This window comes from Pseudomonas sp. Lz4W (assembly GCF_000346225.2).
In the GTDB taxonomy this organism is placed as follows: Bacteria; Pseudomonadota; Gammaproteobacteria; order Pseudomonadales; family Pseudomonadaceae; genus Aquipseudomonas; species Aquipseudomonas paraversuta.
This window is the reverse complement of sequence record NZ_CP017432.1, coordinates 2,648,937-2,666,483: the sequence shown is the minus strand read 5'-3', so window position 1 is coordinate 2,666,483 and position 17,547 is coordinate 2,648,937. Positions and strand designations below refer to the sequence as shown.

The 17,547-nt window shown below is 60.1% G+C and carries 13 protein-coding genes; 2 read left to right on the top strand and 11 right to left on the bottom strand.

Annotated features, from left to right (window positions below; all coding sequences use genetic code 11):
* Positions 1–8: 8 nt before the first annotated feature.
* The gene (locus tag B195_RS12205; RefSeq protein ID WP_003445711.1) at positions 9–290 is read right to left on the bottom strand and encodes a hypothetical protein; all 282 of its coding nucleotides are present in this window, start codon (positions 288–290) and stop codon (positions 9–11) included.
* A gap of 26 nt (positions 291–316) precedes the next feature.
* Positions 317–508, bottom strand: coding sequence for a hypothetical protein (locus B195_RS12200; RefSeq protein ID WP_081481317.1), 192 nt, complete (start codon positions 506–508; stop codon positions 317–319).
* Positions 509–791: 283 nt separating this feature from the next.
* On the opposite strand from B195_RS12200, the gene galU reads away from it, so the two are divergent.
* The gene (gene galU, locus B195_RS12195; RefSeq protein ID WP_003445709.1) at positions 792–1,631 is read left to right on the top strand and encodes a UTP--glucose-1-phosphate uridylyltransferase GalU; all 840 of its coding nucleotides are present in this window, start codon (positions 792–794) and stop codon (positions 1,629–1,631) included.
* A gap of 131 nt (positions 1,632–1,762) precedes the next feature.
* A complete protein-coding gene (gorA, locus tag B195_RS12190; RefSeq protein ID WP_003445707.1) occupies positions 1,763–3,121 on the top strand; it encodes a glutathione-disulfide reductase in 1,359 nt (452 codons plus the stop codon).
* Positions 3,122–3,606: 485 nt separating this feature from the next.
* Here the strand turns inward: gorA and bcsC are convergent, their stop codons facing one another.
* The 9 genes from bcsC to bcsE are packed head-to-tail and all read right to left on the bottom strand — an operon-like array spanning position 3,607 to position 17,453.
* Positions 3,607–7,137 carry a cellulose synthase complex outer membrane protein BcsC gene (gene bcsC / locus B195_RS12185; RefSeq protein ID WP_037001795.1) on the bottom strand — a complete coding sequence of 1,177 codons (3,531 nt, stop codon included), beginning with the start codon at positions 7,135–7,137 and terminating at the stop codon, positions 3,607–3,609.
* Entirely contained in the window at positions 7,125–8,237 is a 1,113-nt protein-coding gene (gene bcsZ / locus B195_RS12180) for a cellulose synthase complex periplasmic endoglucanase BcsZ (RefSeq protein WP_003445702.1), read from the bottom strand. Before bcsZ ends, bcsC begins: the two co-directional genes overlap by 13 nt.
* Positions 8,238–8,241: 4 nt before the next feature.
* Positions 8,242–10,563: a cellulose biosynthesis cyclic di-GMP-binding regulatory protein BcsB gene (bcsB, locus tag B195_RS12175; RefSeq protein WP_003445691.1), complete on the bottom strand. Its 2,322-nt coding sequence runs from the start codon at positions 10,561–10,563 to the stop codon at positions 8,242–8,244.
* Positions 10,560–13,160, bottom strand: a complete 2,601-nt coding sequence (gene bcsA / locus B195_RS12170) for a UDP-forming cellulose synthase catalytic subunit (RefSeq protein ID WP_003445689.1) — start codon at positions 13,158–13,160, stop codon at positions 10,560–10,562. Before bcsA ends, bcsB begins: the two co-directional genes overlap by 4 nt.
* On the bottom strand, positions 13,157–13,879 hold the full coding sequence (gene bcsQ / locus B195_RS12165) for a cellulose biosynthesis protein BcsQ (protein ID WP_003445686.1): 723 nt from the start codon (positions 13,877–13,879) through the stop codon (positions 13,157–13,159). The genes bcsA and bcsQ overlap by 4 nt, the downstream gene beginning before the upstream one ends.
* Positions 13,876–14,109 carry a cellulose biosynthesis protein BcsR gene (gene bcsR / locus B195_RS12160; RefSeq protein ID WP_003445683.1) on the bottom strand — a complete coding sequence of 78 codons (234 nt, stop codon included), beginning with the start codon at positions 14,107–14,109 and terminating at the stop codon, positions 13,876–13,878. The genes bcsQ and bcsR overlap by 4 nt, the downstream gene beginning before the upstream one ends.
* Positions 14,079–15,725 (bottom strand): cellulose biosynthesis protein BcsG, encoded by a 1,647-nt coding sequence (bcsG, locus tag B195_RS12155; RefSeq protein ID WP_003445680.1) that lies wholly within the window; start codon positions 15,723–15,725, stop codon positions 14,079–14,081. The genes bcsR and bcsG overlap by 31 nt, the downstream gene beginning before the upstream one ends.
* Positions 15,712–15,912 (bottom strand): cellulose biosynthesis protein BcsF, encoded by a 201-nt coding sequence (bcsF, locus tag B195_RS12150; RefSeq protein WP_003445678.1) that lies wholly within the window; start codon positions 15,910–15,912, stop codon positions 15,712–15,714. Before bcsF ends, bcsG begins: the two co-directional genes overlap by 14 nt.
* Positions 15,909–17,453, bottom strand: coding sequence for a cellulose biosynthesis protein BcsE (gene bcsE, locus B195_RS12145; protein WP_003445676.1), 1,545 nt, complete (start codon positions 17,451–17,453; stop codon positions 15,909–15,911). Before bcsE ends, bcsF begins: the two co-directional genes overlap by 4 nt.
* Positions 17,454–17,547: the final 94 nt, after the last annotated feature.

The window sequence follows — 17,547 nt, the reverse complement described above, 5'->3', positions numbered from 1 at the left end:
TGAGCAAACTACTTGCACACCACCACAATATTTCGGCTGTTGAAATTGCCCACATCTACGCCCAAGGTTTTCTGACTATTGTCCGCCACCGGTGAGCCGTCAGTTCCCACAATGCTGTAGCCGGTCCCGGCACATGAGGCGTCAGCCTTTTCGTAGCACTTGGCCCAGGACATGGCCTCGCCAGAACAGTCTATGCTCAGTCCTTGCTTGCCATCCACCAGATAGGTGCTGGATGCAGTGGCACAGCCGCCAAGAACCAATAGTGCAAGAAGCGTCAGGGGCTTATTCATCAGGGTCAGTCTTCGAGAGTTAGGGGTCAGGATTTATTGTTGCGTCGACGGGCTGCGGGTGCTGGCTGATCCTGGAGTACAGAGGCAACCTCTACTGCGGCCTGTTCCGACTCAAAAGGACCGGCGACTTGCTCGTCAGCCGAGTCGGTAATCCACCATTGATTCGGGCTGACATTTTTTATCAGGTAACCGTTGATGCTGTTTGTTGTGGCGGACATGGTGCAGTGGCCTTGTTGGCGGGGGAATGGGCGTAATAATAGCGCTTATTCAGGGCTTAAAGCTCGAGTAATGCCAGTTTGCCCACACTGCTTCAGAGCCCGTGCGGGCTGGTCCACAGGTCATGTGGAGCAGTGGCGATTAGAAAAACAGGCAATAAGTGAACTAACTGGCGCAAATTTTCTCTATGTTGGCATCAGTTTGCTATCGGGAGGCATTGTAAGCTCGAAGCCGCCTGATTAGACTGCGCCAAAATTCGAACGTACAGCCCTTTTAAGGACTCATATGATCAAGAAATGCTTGTTCCCAGCAGCCGGTTACGGCACTCGCTTTTTGCCAGCGACCAAAGCCATGCCTAAAGAAATGCTGCCGGTGGTGAACAAGCCACTGATCCAGTACGGGGTTGAAGAAGCACTGGACGCTGGCCTGAACGAAATCTCCATCGTGACTGGACGTGGCAAGCGCGCACTGGAAGACCACTTCGATATCAGCTACGAGCTGGAAAACCAGATCAAGGGCACAGATAAAGAAAAGTACCTGGTCGGTATCCGTCGCCTGCTGAGCGAATGTTCTTTCTCTTACACCCGTCAAACCGAAATGAAAGGCCTGGGTCACGCGATTCTGACCGGCCGCCCGCTGATCGGCGACGAACCCTTTGCCGTAGTACTGGCGGACGACCTGTGCGTCAACCTGGAAGGCGACGGTGTTCTGACGCAAATGGTCAAGCTGTACAACCAGTATCGCTGCACCATCATTGCGATCCAGGAAGTTGATCCCCAGGAAACCAACAAGTACGGCGTTATCGCTGGTGACCTGATTGGCGACGACCTGTACCGCGTGCGCAACATGGTTGAAAAACCGGCGCCCGAAGACGCTCCTTCGAACCTGGCCATTATCGGTCGCTACATCCTGACTCCGGATATTTTCGAACTGATCAAACAGACCGAGCCGGGTAAAGGTGGCGAGATCCAGATCACCGACGCCTTGATGAAACAGGCGCAAAACGGTTGCGTAATTGCCTACAAATTCAAAGGCAAGCGTTTCGACTGCGGTGGTGCTGAAGGCTACATCGAAGCCACCAACTTCTGCTTCGAGAACTTCTACAAAACGGGCAAAGCTTACTAACAGAGCCCGTCTGTAACGTTTCAAGAGAAAGCCACCTGCGGGTGGTTTTTTCGTTTTTTTACATTCGTCAGCACCGGTGCTGGTCAATCGCGCTGAAGTGATTATGCTGATGAGCTGCCCAGGAGATAGAAATGGCCTACGAATTTGATTTGTTTGTAATTGGTGCGGGATCCGGCGGTGTGCGCGCGGCCCGTTTTGCTGCAGGTTTCGGTGCCAAAGTCGCGGTAGCGGAAAGCCGCTATTTGGGCGGTACGTGCGTCAACGTCGGGTGTGTACCCAAAAAGCTGCTGGTCTACGGCGCACATTTTTCCGAGGATTTCGAACAGGCTTCGGGGTTTGGCTGGAGCCTGGGCGAGGCGAAGTTTGACTGGCCAACCCTGATCGCCAACAAGGACCGCGAGATTCATCGTCTCAATGGCATCTACCGCAACCTGCTGGTCAACAGTGGCGTGACCCTGCTCGAAGGCCACGCCAGACTGACCGGTCCCAACGAAGTGGAGGTCAACGGTCAGCGCCACACCGCCAAGAACATACTGATTGCTACCGGTGGCTGGCCTCAGATCCCTGAAATCCCGGGTCACGAACACGCGATCAGCTCCAACGAAGCGTTCTTTCTTAAAGAGTTGCCAAAGCGTGTACTGGTCGTGGGCGGTGGTTACATTGCGGTGGAGTTTGCCGGGATTTTCCACGGGCTGGGCGCCACGACTTCGTTGCTGTATCGCGGCGAGATGTTCTTGCGCGGTTTCGACGGAGCGGTGCGCAAGCATCTGCACCAAGAGTTGATCAAGCGCGGGATGGACGTGCAATTCAACGCCGATATTGCCCGTATCGACAAGCAGGCGGATGGCAGCCTCAAAGCCACCCTCAAAGATGGCCGCGAGCTGGTTGCCGATTGCGTGTTCTATGCCACCGGACGTCGTCCGATGCTCGATAACCTGGGGCTGGAGAACACCGGGGTCAAACTCGACGAGCGCGGTTTTGTTGAAGTGGACGAGCTGTACCAAAGCGCCGAGCCATCGATTCTGGCGATTGGCGACGTGATTGGCCGGGTACAGTTGACGCCGGTTGCACTGGCCGAAGGCATGGCCGTGGCACGGCGTCTGTTCAAGCCTGAGCAGTACCGCCCAGTGGACTACAAGATGATCCCGACTGCGGTGTTCAGCTTGCCGAATATCGGCACCGTGGGCTTGAGCGAAGAGCAGGCGATTGAAGACGGGCACCAGGTGCGGATTTTCGAGAGCAGCTTCCGGCCGATGAAACTGACCCTCACAGAGTGCCAGGAACGCACACTGATGAAGCTGGTGGTTGATGCCGACACCGATAAAGTGCTGGGCTGCCACATGGTCGGGCCAGAGGCGGGGGAGATCGTCCAGGGCCTGGCAATTGCCTTGAAGGCCGGTGCCACCAAGCAGCATTTCGACGAAACCATCGGCGTGCACCCGACCGCAGCCGAAGAGTTCGTGACCATGCGTACCCCGGCCAAAGGTTAAGAGCCGGCTCCCACTCCGGCCTGTAGGAGCGAGCTTGCTCGCGATGGCGGCGATGCGGTTTACATGAAGAACTGCGTTACCCGCATCGCCGGCAAGCCGGCTCCCACAATAAAAACAGCATGCCCAACCCCGGCCTGTACCTGTAGGAGCGAGCTTGCTCGCGATGGCGGCGACGCGGTTTACATGAAGAACCGCGTTATCCGTATCGCCGGCAAGCCGGCTCCCACAACTAAAACAGCATGCTCAACCCCGGCCTGTACCTGTAGGAGCGAGCTTGCTCGCGATGGCGGCGACGCGGTTTACATGAAGAACCGCGTTATCCGCATCGCCGGCAAGCCGGCTTCCACAACAAAAGCAGCATGTTCAACCCGGGCCTGTAGGAGCGAGCTTGCTCGCGATGGCGGCGACGCGGTTTACCTGAAGAACCGCGTTACCCGTATCTCCGGCAAGCCGGCTCCCACAACAAAAAAGAGCATGCGCATCAGCTATCTGAAGTCCGCATACGGTATCAACGGTTGCACCGGCATCGGCAAGTTGCCCTGCCAGGTGTCAAACGTATACCGCAGGTAGAGCATCGCCCGGCTTGGGGCGTAGCCTTCACTGTGTTGATAGAGCAAGCCACCGCCCAGCACCAGATTGTCCGTCAGCCGGCGTTCTACCAGGCCCTGCAGGCGAATGCCGATGCCATTGCTGTTGCCTCCCGACGTCTCTCCCAGCCCTTCCGATAGCTCGTAGCCGGCCTGATCCACTGCGTGCAGAAGCTTGTCGTTCAGCCCGCTCAGAGGGTAGAGGTCGTTGGACTTGGTTTGGGCGTACGACCAGCCCACCGAGCTTTCCAGGGATACCGACCAGTTAGGCGTACGAAAGGCGTAGTTGAGCGGTACGCCGATGGAGAAGTATTGCTGGGGACTGTAATACCCGCCCTGGCCCAGGGTGTATTCGCTCAGGTCTTTGTCGTAGCTCCAGTACATCACGGTCAGACCGGTGCGCATGCGTTCATCGGCGCGCTCCACCAGGCGATAGTAATAGCCCGCCATGGCGGTGTTCTTGTGGTTGTCTTCGACATTCTTGCCAACCAGCCAATGCTGCCCAAGACTGGCCCACACGCCGTCAACACCGCCTTCGTCGTGGCTCAGGCTCAGGGTCACGCCGTTAGAGGTCACACCCCCCCAGGTCACGCCCGTATTGGGGTCGGTCGCACCGGAGTACGACAGGATCGAGTTGCTCAAAGGCCGGCGCGATCCGGTCAGCGTCCAGCCCACTGAGCCGATCTTGCTGCTGTAGGCCACGCCGCCGAGCCAGTTAGGCACTTTGAACGTATCCGGCGTGCGGCCGATATCAACGTTCCATGTCTCATTCTTCCAGCCAGCCGCCAGCATGGTGCCATTGGCCGATTGCGAGCGGTCCTCACAGCCCGAGAAGTCCGGTCCGTCGGTGCCTTTGCGCCTTACGGCTACCCCGCAGGTGCCATAGTTCTCACGGACAAGACCGTCCGGGTCGGCTTTGAAAGCCCCGGCATCCATGTTGATCTGCTCGGCCCGCATAAAGCCGGTGCCATCGGCAATCGGTAAATCCAGTTGCAGGATGGTGGTCCGGGTGTCCGTATCCGAGGTGCCCTGGGAGGCATTGTCCGAGCGCCAGCCGTAATCGGTGTACAGATGCAGCGTCGGATTTTGTCGCTGGTACAGTTCATCCACGTCACTGCGCAGGCTGCTCGCCAGCCATTGGTCATCGTCTTTTTCACGACTGGCCATGGTCATGGCGCGATCGTCCCGCGGGCTGGCCTGCTGCGCGGGCAGCAACCCGGCTCCGGCCATGCTTTTGGCGTAATAGTCCAGGGCTTGCTGCGGCTCAGTCGCGGAGATCAGGCGCGCTGCATCGCGGTACATCAACGGGTCGGCCTGGGGCGTCTTCAGTAGCTCGGCGTACATGGCTCGGGCTTTCCCCGGCTCACCCACGTCGGACCAGGCGTTGGCCACCCGGCGTTGCTGCGCAGGGGTCAAGACCACGCCCGGAGCCGGCTTGAACTGTGCCAACTGCTGACGGGCCGGGGCCAGTTGCTTACTGGCAATCAGGCTCTCGATTTGTCCCAACTGCGCATTGATGTCGCCAGGTTCATTCTTCAGCACCTGGCTGTACAGCTTTTGCGCCTGGGTAAAGTCGCCGCGTTCCTGGGCCCATCTGCCAACGGTCATCAGGTCGTCGTTGTCGGGTTTTTGCATCAGCAGGGCAATCGCCTGGGGCTCCTGGCCGGCTGCGCGCAGACTGTCGGCCCGGGCCACCAGCACGTTGCGCTGCAAGCGCGCATCGAGCTGAACCATGTCGTCAGTCCATTGCGCCCTGGGCAACAGTTCCAGCGTGCTCAAGGCACTGGCATCGCGCTCGGTGCTCGACAGGTAAAGCGCGTAAGCGTAAAGCGCCTGCGGATTTCTGCCCTGGCGCTGCATCAGCTGTTTGAAACTGGCGTCGGCGGCGCCCGGTTGATTGATTTCGCGCTGGGCATTGGCCAGGCGATAAGTCAGCCAGGGTTCATCGGGGGTCAAGTTGCGGATTTTGCTCAGCAGCGCCACCACTTGGGGCCAGTCCTTGCGCTCAGCGGCGGCATCGGCCTGGCGGTTGAGCTCGTCCAGCTCCAGGCTTTGGCGCAACCCGGCGAATTCCCTTTGACTGGCAGGGGGCAGGCTATTGAGGAAGGCCTTGGCCTTGTCCGGTGACTGGGCGGTATACAGGCGCACCAGACCGCGCACCGCACTGCCATTGCCGGGTTCCAGGCGACGGGCCTGCAACAGCAGGGCTTCAGCCTGGATATCATCGTGTCCGGCACGGGCAACGCTGGCCAGCCCGATCAGCGGGTCGGCATCCGCAGGTTTGGCTTTGCGCGCTTGTTGGTAAGCGTTGCGAGCAGCGACCAGGTTGTTCTGCTCCAGGGCCTTGTCGCCTTGACTGAGCAGCATCCGATAACGGCTGGCGTCCATCAGGTCTTGCCATTTGCTGATATTGGACGTGTCCTGATCCTTGGTCCGCGCGGTGGCGAAATTGGCACTGGACTCCTGATAGCGGCCCTGGCGAAACAGGGCCATACCCAATGCTCCGTAAAGCGTCGGGTCCTCGGGATATTGCTTGATGGCACGGCGCAGCAGACCTTCGGCGGCCACAGGGTTACGGGACTGATCAATCATCTGCTTTCCCTGTGCGCCTGCTTGCCAGGCCGGATCACCAAGCAAATGCTGTTGGGTCTGCAGATTTTTGCTGGCTTCGCCAAGCAGCGGGGAGGCCGGGTACCGATTGACAAAAGCCTGCCAGGCCTGGGCGGTAGAGCGATTCACGGGCTGGCCATTGAGGTACTGGTATTCGCGCTCGGCGGCGGCGTTGCTGGCCAGCGGGTCGGTTGACAGTTGATGCAACACCACCAGCGCTTCAGGTGCCCGATTCTCACGGAAAAGCAAATCGGCCAGGGTTTGGCGCAGCCCCACGTTACCCGGGTACTGGCTATCCAGTGCGCGCAGTTGTTCGATCACCCTGGGCCGTTGGCCGGGGATATTGCTGCGAATACGCAGATATTCCAGTGAGGTGGCGAAATCCGGAGGCGCATTGCCAAACAGTTGCTCGAAAATGGTGGCGGCTTCTTCCGGGCGGCCTGCGGCGGCAAACAGGCGGGCCTGCTGCAGGGCTTTCTGGCTTTGCGGGTCTTGCAGTTTCATCAGGCTCTGGGCCTGGCGCAGCGCTGGCGAGTCGGGCGCGATGCTTTGCAATTGTGCAAGGCGCTGGTTTGCCAGCCCCGGGTTTTTGTCCAGCAAGGCCTGGCGGATCGAGGCCACCAGCGCTTGGGGATTGTTCGGTGCGATCAGGCTCAGGCGCGCCAATGAGTCGCGCACCAGATCTTCGCGGTACAAGGCTTCACCGATCCGCACCTGCTCCAGCAACCACTGTTGCTGATCCTGCACGCTGACTGGCTGGGCCATGGCCGCAGTGGAAAAACCGCTGAGCAATAACGCCCATGTCGTTAATTTTTGCATGTGTTCGCCCACGCAGGACTGAGCCGACCATCCTTGTCAAAGCGATAGCGTTGTTGATCCCAGCCCTGGCCGAACAACAGCAACGACTGGTTGTAATAAGCATCGGCCGCGGGCGGGTCTTGCTGCACGCGAGCCTGCTGGACCGCCAGCGCCGGTGAATCGGCGCTGGCGAGCAGCGGTAACAGGGCCCCCGAGAAACCCACCGGACCGGTGCCGGTGTAGGTGCCGGTTATGGCATCTACGCTCTCTGGCGGATAACCCAGGGTCCGGGTCAGATTGACCATGGGGGCAAAGTGCTGTTGCAGGGTCTGGCGATTGGCCGCGTCCGGGGCCAGCATGCCGAGCCACAGGTAGACGCGGATCGCATCGTAGTCCCCCGCGCTGCCATCCTTGGGGTCCGGGGCCCAGCCGCCTGCGGCTTGCCACAGCAGCCAGTCAGGGGCAAAACCCTTGGGCGAACCTTCGATCAGCAGACGTTGCTGATTGCTTGCCAGCTCGGCCCAGACCGGTGAGATCTGGGCAAAGCGGGCCAGCAGTTGGGGCGGCATATAGCTGGGGTTCAGGCGCCAGCCTTGAGCGCTGTCAAACCCCACATCTCCGGGCAGCAGCATCAGGCCCAGCCCGGGCAACGTGCGCAGGCTCTGGGCGGCGCTGCGCCAGAGCATGTTTTGCCCTTGCGCGATATAAGCCGGCCACTGCCACAGCCGCCCGGCCTCCAGCAAGCTGTAGGCAATCCACAGGTCGGAATCGCTGGCGTTGTTGCTATCCAGCACTTGCCATTTGCCGCTCTTGGACTGTCCCCACTGCCACGCGGGAAGATGCTTATCAAGATTGCCCTGGGCCAGGTTGTTGCGGGTCCAGTCGAGAATCTTTGCGAAACCTTGCCGGTCGTTGCCCACCAGGGCAAAAAACAGCCCGTAGCTTTGCCCCTCGGAGGTGGTGATCAGCTGCGCCGAGGAGCTATCGATAATGCGTCCGTCGGCGCTCATCATCGCCTTCTTGTAACTGTCCCAGGCGGGCCAGTTACAGGTAGCAGCGCTCACCACCTGGGGCAAGGCGCCGAGGGTCACGGACAGGGCCAGTGCAGCAAGGCGTCCCATGGTCTCAGTCATCCTTGTGCAGGCGACGGTTGGCTGCCCAGCTCAGGGCCCGCCACAGCAGGAAGGCTGTCAGCAGAACGCTGATGACCGCCAGTACCGCCAGCAACACCGGGTGCTCGGACAGTTGATACCACAGCAGCAGGTACCACGGCAGGTTACCCACGTAGTACTGGTCCCCCACCAGCTGGCTATAAACCCCGCTGCTGCGAATCAGCGCAACAGAGCCTGCCACTGCATCCAGTTTGCCGCTGTCGCCGATGGCATCACGCAGCAGGTTGTAGTCGGCGTCGTCATTGCCCAGCAGTGCAACGATGCTGCGCTGGTCATGGTGCGGTGACTGCATGCCCAGAATGGCTGCAATCGGTGCCTGGGCCGTGACCTCTGTGCGGTTGGCCGGTTTGTTGCGCTGATCAGGCGACGGGCCGCGGCGATTGTTGGCATCGATGGCGGAATTGCCATAAGGCTGTACCAGCATGTCGCGCTGGCGTTGCAGCAACAGGCTCAGGTCCGGATTGTCGCGCATCTCCGGTGCCATTTGCCCCAGCAACAGCAGATCAGCGTCTTCTTTGGCTGCCGCCTGCCAGTCATCGCTCAGGCGCAAACCGAAGGCCGGATAGCCGGAGCGGGCAGAAATCCCGGCCACGGCTTCAAGCAGGGTACTGATCTGGGTAGGAGTGGTCTTGGCCGGCACCACCACGATCGATTCCGACATGTCGGCCATGCGGCTGAACGGGAAACCGCTGCGGGCGAAGGCCTTGAGGTCTGGCATGCTGATGTAGTGGTGGTAGCCGGACAGGTCGATGGTCGAGTCTTCATCGATGATGGCCTGGGTGTTGGCCGGCAGTATGGTCTGGCAACGATCACGCTGGGCGCTGCCCATGGTACTGGCGAAGTTGAAGTCGAAACGCAGGCGGTTGCGGTCGCCAATTTTCAGCGAAGGTACCACCAGCTTGTCATTGGCATTGGCCGTGTCGTTGGACAGCACCGCCAGACGCAGTTCTTCAAGGCTGCTGGTGTCTTTGCGGACCAAAGGCAGGCTGGTGATGAACTGTTCGTTGAGGCTGATGTTCAGGCGCGAATCATCATTGGCCGACGGTGCGGTGTAACGGTATTGGGTGCGCAACGGAATGCCCTGGTTGCGCCACACAAACAGGTCGGGTGGCAGGTTCACATCCAGGGTGATCGGCCGCGGTTGCAATCCGCTGACTTGCAGCTGCTGCGGGTAGCTGATCAGCTCGGCGAAGCGCACCGGGCGGTCGGTACGCATCCAGGCCGGGGCATCGTAGGGTTTGCGGGGCTGCAGTTCTTCGACCTTGTCGATGGTCACGCGAGAGCCGCGCAGCAGGTTGCCGCCCAGAGCGAGGGCCTTGGCCGCGGTGGCCAGGTCTTCTTCGTTACGACCCATGATCAGCAGGATTTTGCTGTAAGGCGCATCCGGGTGGTCAATCAGCTCGACCACAGGCGCGGTCACGGCCGGGAATTTTTCCAGGTCGCTCATGAACGCCGGGCGGTGATCATTGGTGGCAAACACCACCGAAGGCTGAGTGGCTTCCTTGTTTTGTACGCTTGGCAAAGCGTCATACAGCACCGGGAAACTGGCGCCGCGCCAGTTGGACTGGCTGCCAAAGTACGACGCCAGAATGGCCGCGGCTTTCTGTTCGCCCAGGGTCGGGTTGGCAGCGAATACAAACGGCAGTTCAAGTTTTCCGCTGTTGCGTGGATCAAAGAACGGCAGCGGGAAAAACGCCAGATCGTTGGTCAGGCTCAGCGCCTGCTCTTGCAGGGTGATGCTGCTGGAACGGCTGATATTGACCCACAGGGTGCTGTTGGCCGGGTCTTCGCAGATATCGGTGTAGTGGCCGATAAACTCCAGGCGAACCCGGTTGAAGTCCGAAATCAGGCGCGGATCAAGTGCCATCTGCTGAGTGGTTTTACGCCCCAGTTGATCCTTGTCGATGGGTAGCACCCCCATCAGCACATCATTGAGGTACACCCGGATATGGGAGACGGTCGGGATCAGCGAGGGCGAGGGGGTGTACTCCAGTTGCAGGCGGGCATCGCTGGCAATCCGGTCGCGGCGCAGGGTGAACTCCACTTGCTCCGAGTTGTTGATCCCCAGCAGCAGGGTGTCGGTGGCACGCCCCAGCTGTTCAAAGGTGCGGGTCACCGTCCAGCTCGGCAACGGCTGGAGCGAGTCCTCCACGGGCGGCTTGGGCAGCGGCGCAGGCGAGCTGCCCGGCAATGGCAGCGGTGCAGACATCAGCTGTGAGGCGAAGGTCATTAGCGCAAGGCTGGCGAAAAAAGCTTTTTTGGAAAATCGACTCATGATCTGCTCACTGGCCGGGAGATAAGAGGGGTGGACGCTTTGGGCATGCGCGGCAAAAAGCTGCCCAGCCACTGAAGAACTCGCATGAACGGACGCGCAAGCGTGCGCACCCAGGCAGGCAGGTATTGGTAAAGGCGGTAATAGCCTTTGGCGCCCAGAGCGAGAATTTCTCTCAGGCTCTGGATCGGCTTGTCGGCTTCGAATCCGCTGTTGTGATCGAGCCAGGCATCGGCCCGGCCAAAGGTGCACTGGACGAACTCGATTTTCTGTTCGGGCGCCAACCCGGCGAAGCTCAAACCCATAAACATGTCGTGGGAGCGGGTCAGGCTGCCGGTGAATACAAACTCGCGGTTGCCGCGCTGCAGAATCAGTGACACCAGGGTGCCGACCGGCAATTGCAGGGGCTGAATGAGCTGCAGGCCGACCCCGCCGTCGGAGTAGTCCACCAGTTCACAGGGGTAGCAGTGGCCGTCGCTGAGTCTGATCGCACCCGGCAACCGGGTCTGTACCCGATGGGTGTGACGCACCTGGCGCACTTCAGCAGCCACGGCCACGGCAGCACCGATGATCAGCAGGTTGTAAATCACCCACAGCACGCTGACGAAAATAGTGAAAATCTCGTCTTTGGGCCCGTAAAACAGGCGCCATACCGCAAAGCCGAGGCCGAGTACGTTGAGCAGCGACAGCACCAGGTAAGGTTTGGCGGTCTGCCAGTCGAACTGGTTCTCCTCCATCATGCCGCCCTTGGCGGTGACGTTGAACTTGCCCCGGGACGGGCTGAACAAGGCCACGGTGGTCGGCCGTGCGATGTACCAGGCCAGCACGGTCTCGTACACCTCGCCCCAGAATGTCTGGCGATAGGCGCCTTGCATCCGCGAGTTGGTCAGGCTGGCATGGATCATGTGCGGCAATACGTAGAGCAGAATCATCAGCGCCGGGGCGTAAATGATGTAGGCGTGCAGCAGCAGAAAGGCCAGCGGCGCAGTGAGGAACACGATCCGCGGCAGCCCCACCAGAAAGTGCATCATGGCGTTGGTGTAGCAAATACGCTGGAAGAGGGTCAGGCCTTTGCCCAGCAGCGGGTTGTCGGTGCGGAAAATCTGCACCATGCCCCGTGCCCAGCGGATCCGCTGGCCGATATGGGCCGACAGGCTTTCAGTGGCCAGGCCGGCAGCCTGGGGGATGCGCAAGTAGGCCGAGTTCCAGCCGTTGCGATGCAGGCGCAGAGCGGTGTGGGCATCTTCGGTGACGGTTTCGACGGCAAAGCCACCGATCGAGTCGATCGCGCTACGCCGGACGATGGCGCAAGAGCCGCAGAAGAACGCGGCGTTCCACATATCGTTACCGTCCTGGATCAAACCGTAAAACAGCTCGCCTTCGTTGGGGCGGTTGCGGAAAGTCCCGAGGTTGCGCTCGAACGGGTCCGGTGACAGGAAGTGGTGCGGTGTTTGCACCAGTGCCAGTTTCGGGTCGCGCAGAAACCAGCCCACGGTCAATTGCAGGAAGGAGCGGGCAGGCATGTGGTCGCAGTCAAAAATCGCTACCAGCTCGCCGTCGATCTGGGTCAGGGCATGGTTCAGGTTGCCGGCCTTGGCGTGGCGGTTGTCGGTCCGGGCGATATAGTTGATGCCCGCTTCCTCGGCGAACTGTTTGAAGCTTGGACGGTTGCCGTCATCGAGCAGGTGAATGCGCAACTTGTCCTTGGGCCAGTCGATACCCAGCGCGGCATACACCGTGCCGCGGGTCACCGAGAGCTCTTCGTTGTAGGTAGGTATCAGCAGGTCGACCGTCGGCCACAGGCTGGTATCGCGTGGCAATTGCGCCGGCTGGCGATTGAGCGGCCAGGAGGTCTGAACGTAGCCCAGAATCAGCACCAGCCAGGAGTAGGTTTCTGCCAGCAGCAAAATAAGGCCGCATACCAGATCCAGGGAGTCGTTCCAGTTCAGGGTCGAGGTGTAGCGCCACCACAGGTAGCGGCACGAGATGATCACTGAAAGGGCAATCATCAACAGCGTCGGGAAGCGCCCCGGTATACGCCGCACCAGCATCGCTATGCCCCACAGCAAGATAACGAACACCAGTTGCGCCAGATACCCGAAGGGTTCGGTCACGCAGATAATGATCAATACCGCTGCCAGCACGCCAATGGCGATGTACAGCGCCTTGCGCAGGGGCCAGCCCATGGTGTTCCAGCGGCGCGTGCTTTTAATCACTTGCGGGCTGATCGCCGTAGGCAACCGCACAAAGGCATTGGACAGCAGGTTCCAGGGCTGCTGCACAATCCTCAGCAAGGCCTGCAGCAGCGAGCGCACATACTTGCCTGGCGAGCGGCGGCCCCGGTTCTGTTCGGCCGGGCGCACCAGCAGCAGCCACAGGCTCTGGATCGCATAGCGCAGCGGGTCGCCAATGCTCGCGGACTTGTCCGCCAGATGCGGGTACAGACGTCGGTGCTGTGCGCGCAGGGCTTTCCAGCTGGGGGATTCGAGGCGCAGGAAAATCCAGCCGAGCGCCTGAAGCGAAGCCAGAACAAAGGCCGTGAAACGGCTGCAGTTTTGTTCACGGCGCAAATAGGTATAGGGAAACCAGCGCTCTGTCATTCAAGCCTCCGGCCACGCAGCAGGCACCAACTGGCAAGGCTGAGGATGTCCTGGGCGATCAGGCTGCCCGGGGCATAACGGCCTGCCGGTTCGCGCCGGGCCAGGGCTTCGCCCACGGCTTCATCGCTATGCAGGCTGACCGGCAGCAGGTAGCGGGCATAGCGATATTGCCAGATCAGCACCAGGTCACGTTGTAACTGGCTGGCCGCGTCATAGCGATTGACCAGCAACAAGGGCCCATGGCTTAGCTGTGGCTGCAACAGTACATGGCAAGCCGCATCGGCATTGATTACGGTGATTGCGATCTCGCAGTGCGGGTTAGCCGCATGTCCCGGCAAGCGTTGCGGCAGATCGAACAAGATCCAGTCAAAGGCCTCGGCCAGCTCTGCCTGGCGCTGCTTCCAGAGTTCGGGGTCGGCCAGCAGCAAGGCATCGAGCTGCAGGTATTCGTCAGTGCTCAACTGACCATAGGGCAGTACACAGAGCCCGGGCTCAACGGTCCATGCCTGCTGGTGCCAGGGTTGCTGGTCCAGGGTGGCCCGCGCCCAGCCCTCAGGCGGGCCGAGCTTGAGGTTGAAGTGCAAGCCGAGGGTGTTTTCCGGGCACATGTCGACCATCAGGACTTTTTGTCCCAGCTGGTGCAGTGCGTAACCCAGTGCCGCCAGGGTGGAGCTGGTGCCCACCCCGCCACGCACGCCATGCAGGCTCACGCAGATCATGGGTTCGGCTCCGCGGGCAAGTCCTGGGTGTTCGCCCTTTGCAGCTCTTCGACATGGGCCAGCAGCGGCCACCGTTCAAAGGCTTGCAGCAACTCCATCTGCGCCGAGACGTCGACATAATTGAGCGACGGCAAGTCGATCATCGATTTGAGGCGGGCGATGTCATCGGCGCGCTCTTTGCGCGAAAGGATGTCGGCGCTTATTTGAGCTTCTGTGGGTAAGGTAGCCATCCACCGTTCTCCTTGATTCGCACATAAGGCTTGCCGTTGTAGTCCAGCACAACAGTCCCGGAGTTTTCCGATACTTTCGCGGTCTGCGGCAGGTCAGTCAGCAGTTTTGTCCAGTCCACTGTCTGGCCATTACTGAGGGCCGGGTCGGCATACAGGCGGGCAATGATTTCGGCAACGGCCAGATAGCTGCTTGGCTCGGTGATATGCACCGGTGCGGTCTGCCCGTTGTCGCCCATATTGATCAGCTTGATGCCGACCGGAACGTGGGTAATGGAGTCACTGGGGATTTCACGCATGCCGGCAATCTGCATCCGGTCGCCATGCAGGGCTGCACCGTGCTCAGGCACGATGGCCACAACCACCCGACGGCCACTTTTTTGCAGCTCTTTAAGGAACGAATTCAAATCATCGAGCAAAAGCTGGGCCCGGCTGCTGTAGTCGGCTGCCTGGGTGCCGCCATCGGACTGCACCTGACGGTTACCGTCGTGCAGGGTGGTGGTGTTGTAGAACAGCGCCATATTCGGCTGCTTTTCGTTCAGGCGGTGTTGCCACCACTTGCTCAGCACATCGCGGTCGCGCCAGATCGGCGAGCCATCGAAGCCGACATAGGTGCGTGGCAGGCCAGCCGGAACAACCCCCAGTGCCGGCTGTGGCAATTCACCCTGTTCACGGACTTCCTGGAGAAAGCCGTCGAACTCGCCGGTGTGGTTCAGCATCAACTCATCCGAGAAACCCAGCTTGCGCAGGTCATCAAACAGCAGGCACTGATCGGCCGGTGGCTTGTACAGCTGAGCGTGGGATGTCTGGCCGCAACTGGCGCGTAACAGGCGGATCGCTGCCGGGCCGCTGTAGGCTGTAGCCGAGTTGAAGTTGTCGAAAATCACATCCATCTGGCTGAACAGCGAGTTATCACGCAAGCCCACGGCATCCAGGTCGTCCCAGGCCATGGAGCAGATATTGATCACCAGCAGGTCAAACGGCGGTGGCTTGACGGCGGGGTCCTTGAACTCGACCTTGCGGCTTGATTCAGCAAGATAGAATTTGTCCAGATAGCCATTGAGCGTCGCATCGTCCGGTTCACCGCCGCTGCCGGCCTGAGCGGTCTGGCCGGGCTGGGTGCTGGCCATTTGCTGATCGGCGGCAGGGGGCAGCAGCCATTGCAGGCTGCCCATGCTCAACCAGGCAAAGCCCAGCAGGGTGAAGGTGGTCAGGCGCAGCCACTGGCTGAGAAACAGATAGCCGACCACCAGCAACAGCAACATGGCACACACTTGCCAGTCGATGAAACGCCCGAGCAATTCAACGATGTAGTCGAAAGAGAAGTCCAGTACCCCGGGTTGCGCCAGCAAACGGCTGAACGGCGGGAACCAGGTGTCTTGGTACAGCAGTGCCACAGCCACCGGGATTGCTATCAGGGTGCGTGCGCGGCGCAGCATTGGATGGCCGATGGGGATCAACAACACCAGGGCGAAGATCAGGTTGGGCAATACCTGGAAGTTCAGGTGACCGGTCCAGGTCAGCAGGAATTTGCCGAGGAAATACACATTCCAGGCTCCCAGGCCGCGCCAGGAGCCGGAAATCTTGTGCGCCGGGGAGGCAGGCTTAGACAGACTCATCGGGCGCTCTCAAAGAAGGGCTGGCAGGTGCACGACGTCGAACGCCGCGGGATTTCAGATAGCGGGGTGACAGGTACTGTTCGAAGTGATCCTTCAAGTACCTGCGGATGCGCTGTGCGAACAGTGTCAGCAGCACGGTTACCACGCAGGTCAGGACAATCACATCAATCAGGTCAAGGAACGTCATGCTTGTGGCTCACGAATGGGCAACGTGGTGCGTTGCGGTGTTAACGGCATGCGGCTACCGGCAGCAGGTGTCGCCATTACGGTGTTTTCAATCGGAATACTCAGGTGGGCAGGTACTGATCCGGCCTGCATAAAAGCGTCCTGCGGCAGATCATCGGGGCCGGTGAGCACCTGACGCTGGAGAAACATGTCACGCCATGGCAGGCGGCAGATATTTCCCAGGGCCGGGTCCAGGCCATCGGCACGGCAGGCGAACAGAAACAGATACAGGTCTTCATCCAGTACGCAGGCAAAGTCACCATAGCGGCGCAGGCACATCTGGTTCAGGAACAGTTCTTCGGCCAGCCCGGGAACCGGTTGAAACCGGACCAGTTGGTGGGTGACTTCACCGGAACTGTCGTTATAAATCTGCTCCACGGTTTCGAAGAATTCCCGCGGGCTTACCAGACCGCGAATCTGCGGTGGCCGCTGGCGTTCCAGCAGCGTTGCAAAGTCGCTGTTCTGGCTGTATTGCCAGCGCTGGCCCTGAACACTTTCGATCATGCTGAGGAATCTTGAGAGCAGGGTACCGTCCGGAACAATCAGGTTGGCCCCGCAGGCCAGCAGCAGTCGCTCGTCGCGATAGCGCACGGCGGGTTCCATTTCCCGCACTACGATCTTCAGTGTCGGGCCGCACTGTTCCCGCAGGTCGTGCAGTTGTTGGGCCAGATCGAGCAGCTGGTGGCTGTTGTCGATCCCGACAATGACTGTGGCCTGTCTGGCGTTGCGGGCTTCTGCAAGCAATGCTTCGCGGCTTTCAAACAGATACCAGTGTTTTGACAGTGATGGCGTGCCTTCCAGCACGGCGCGTTCGGCCAGGTACAGGTGCTGGTCGTCACCGACCCGTGGCTGCACGTCGACTGCGGTATCGGGGATCAGGGTAAGGGCATTGTCCTGGATCGCGAGTTTGAACTCCTGACCTGCCGTTACCCCCATATGGTTGTGCCAGAAGTGCAGTTGGTAACGCATGACACCGTTATGGCGATACAGGCGACCCAGGCCGGACAATGTCTCGTTGAGTTGCAGCAGTTGCGCATGCAGGAGCGGCGCCTCGCCGTGGGTAATCACCAGCAAGGTTGCATCGCGCAACTGCAGCCACTCGTGCAGACGCTGACACCAGCGTTGCAACTGTTTTGCGGTGGTGGTTTCAGCCCAGCAGCTGGCAGGTAGCAGCAAGGTAATCTGACTGCCGGCAGCGACACCGATGCGGCCCATATCCCGGGTCAGCGTGGCGAGCCCTTGCTCGACTTTGGCGAGGGGGATCTCGAACTGCCGGAGTTTGTCGGGGCCCAGATCGGCCGCCATTGTGCCGGTGATACTTTGCACCGCGTCCGCACAGCAAATCAGGGTCGCAGGTACATGCTCGGGAATCGCTTCAAGAAACTGTCGGGCCAGCAGCCTTGCATCAGCCTGTTGATCGACCGCGACCCAATACAAGCCACCGGTGCGCAACACGATCTGTTGATCAAGCAATCCACGGATAGCCAAGCTGATATGAACCAAGCGTAACGTCCCCCCAGGGATATACGAGTTGCAATACACCCCATGTTTGTCGGAAGTATTGTCTCGTTGCATACAAGGCGTTCGAGTAATGCCT

Excerpts from the sequence above, each read along its gene's own strand:
- B195_RS12205 (WP_003445711.1), bottom strand. The coding sequence starts at position 290 with ATGAATAAGCCCCTGACGCTTCTTGCACTATTGGTTCTTGGCGGCTGT.
- B195_RS12200 (WP_081481317.1), bottom strand. The coding sequence starts at position 508 with ATGTCCGCCACAACAAACAGCATCAACGGTTACCTGATAAAAAATGTC.
- galU (WP_003445709.1), top strand. The coding sequence starts at position 792 with ATGATCAAGAAATGCTTGTTCCCAGCAGCCGGTTACGGCACTCGCTTT.
- gorA (WP_003445707.1), top strand. The coding sequence starts at position 1,763 with ATGGCCTACGAATTTGATTTGTTTGTAATTGGTGCGGGATCCGGCGGT.
- bcsC (WP_037001795.1), bottom strand. The coding sequence starts at position 7,137 with ATGCAAAAATTAACGACATGGGCGTTATTGCTCAGCGGTTTTTCCACT.
- bcsZ (WP_003445702.1), bottom strand. The coding sequence starts at position 8,237 with ATGGGACGCCTTGCTGCACTGGCCCTGTCCGTGACCCTCGGCGCCTTG.
- bcsB (WP_003445691.1), bottom strand. The coding sequence starts at position 10,563 with ATGAGTCGATTTTCCAAAAAAGCTTTTTTCGCCAGCCTTGCGCTAATG.
- bcsA (WP_003445689.1), bottom strand. The coding sequence starts at position 13,160 with ATGACAGAGCGCTGGTTTCCCTATACCTATTTGCGCCGTGAACAAAAC.
- bcsQ (WP_003445686.1), bottom strand. The coding sequence starts at position 13,879 with ATGATCTGCGTGAGCCTGCATGGCGTGCGTGGCGGGGTGGGCACCAGC.
- bcsR (WP_003445683.1), bottom strand. The coding sequence starts at position 14,109 with ATGGCTACCTTACCCACAGAAGCTCAAATAAGCGCCGACATCCTTTCG.
- bcsG (WP_003445680.1), bottom strand. The coding sequence starts at position 15,725 with ATGAGTCTGTCTAAGCCTGCCTCCCCGGCGCACAAGATTTCCGGCTCC.
- bcsF (WP_003445678.1), bottom strand. The coding sequence starts at position 15,912 with ATGACGTTCCTTGACCTGATTGATGTGATTGTCCTGACCTGCGTGGTA.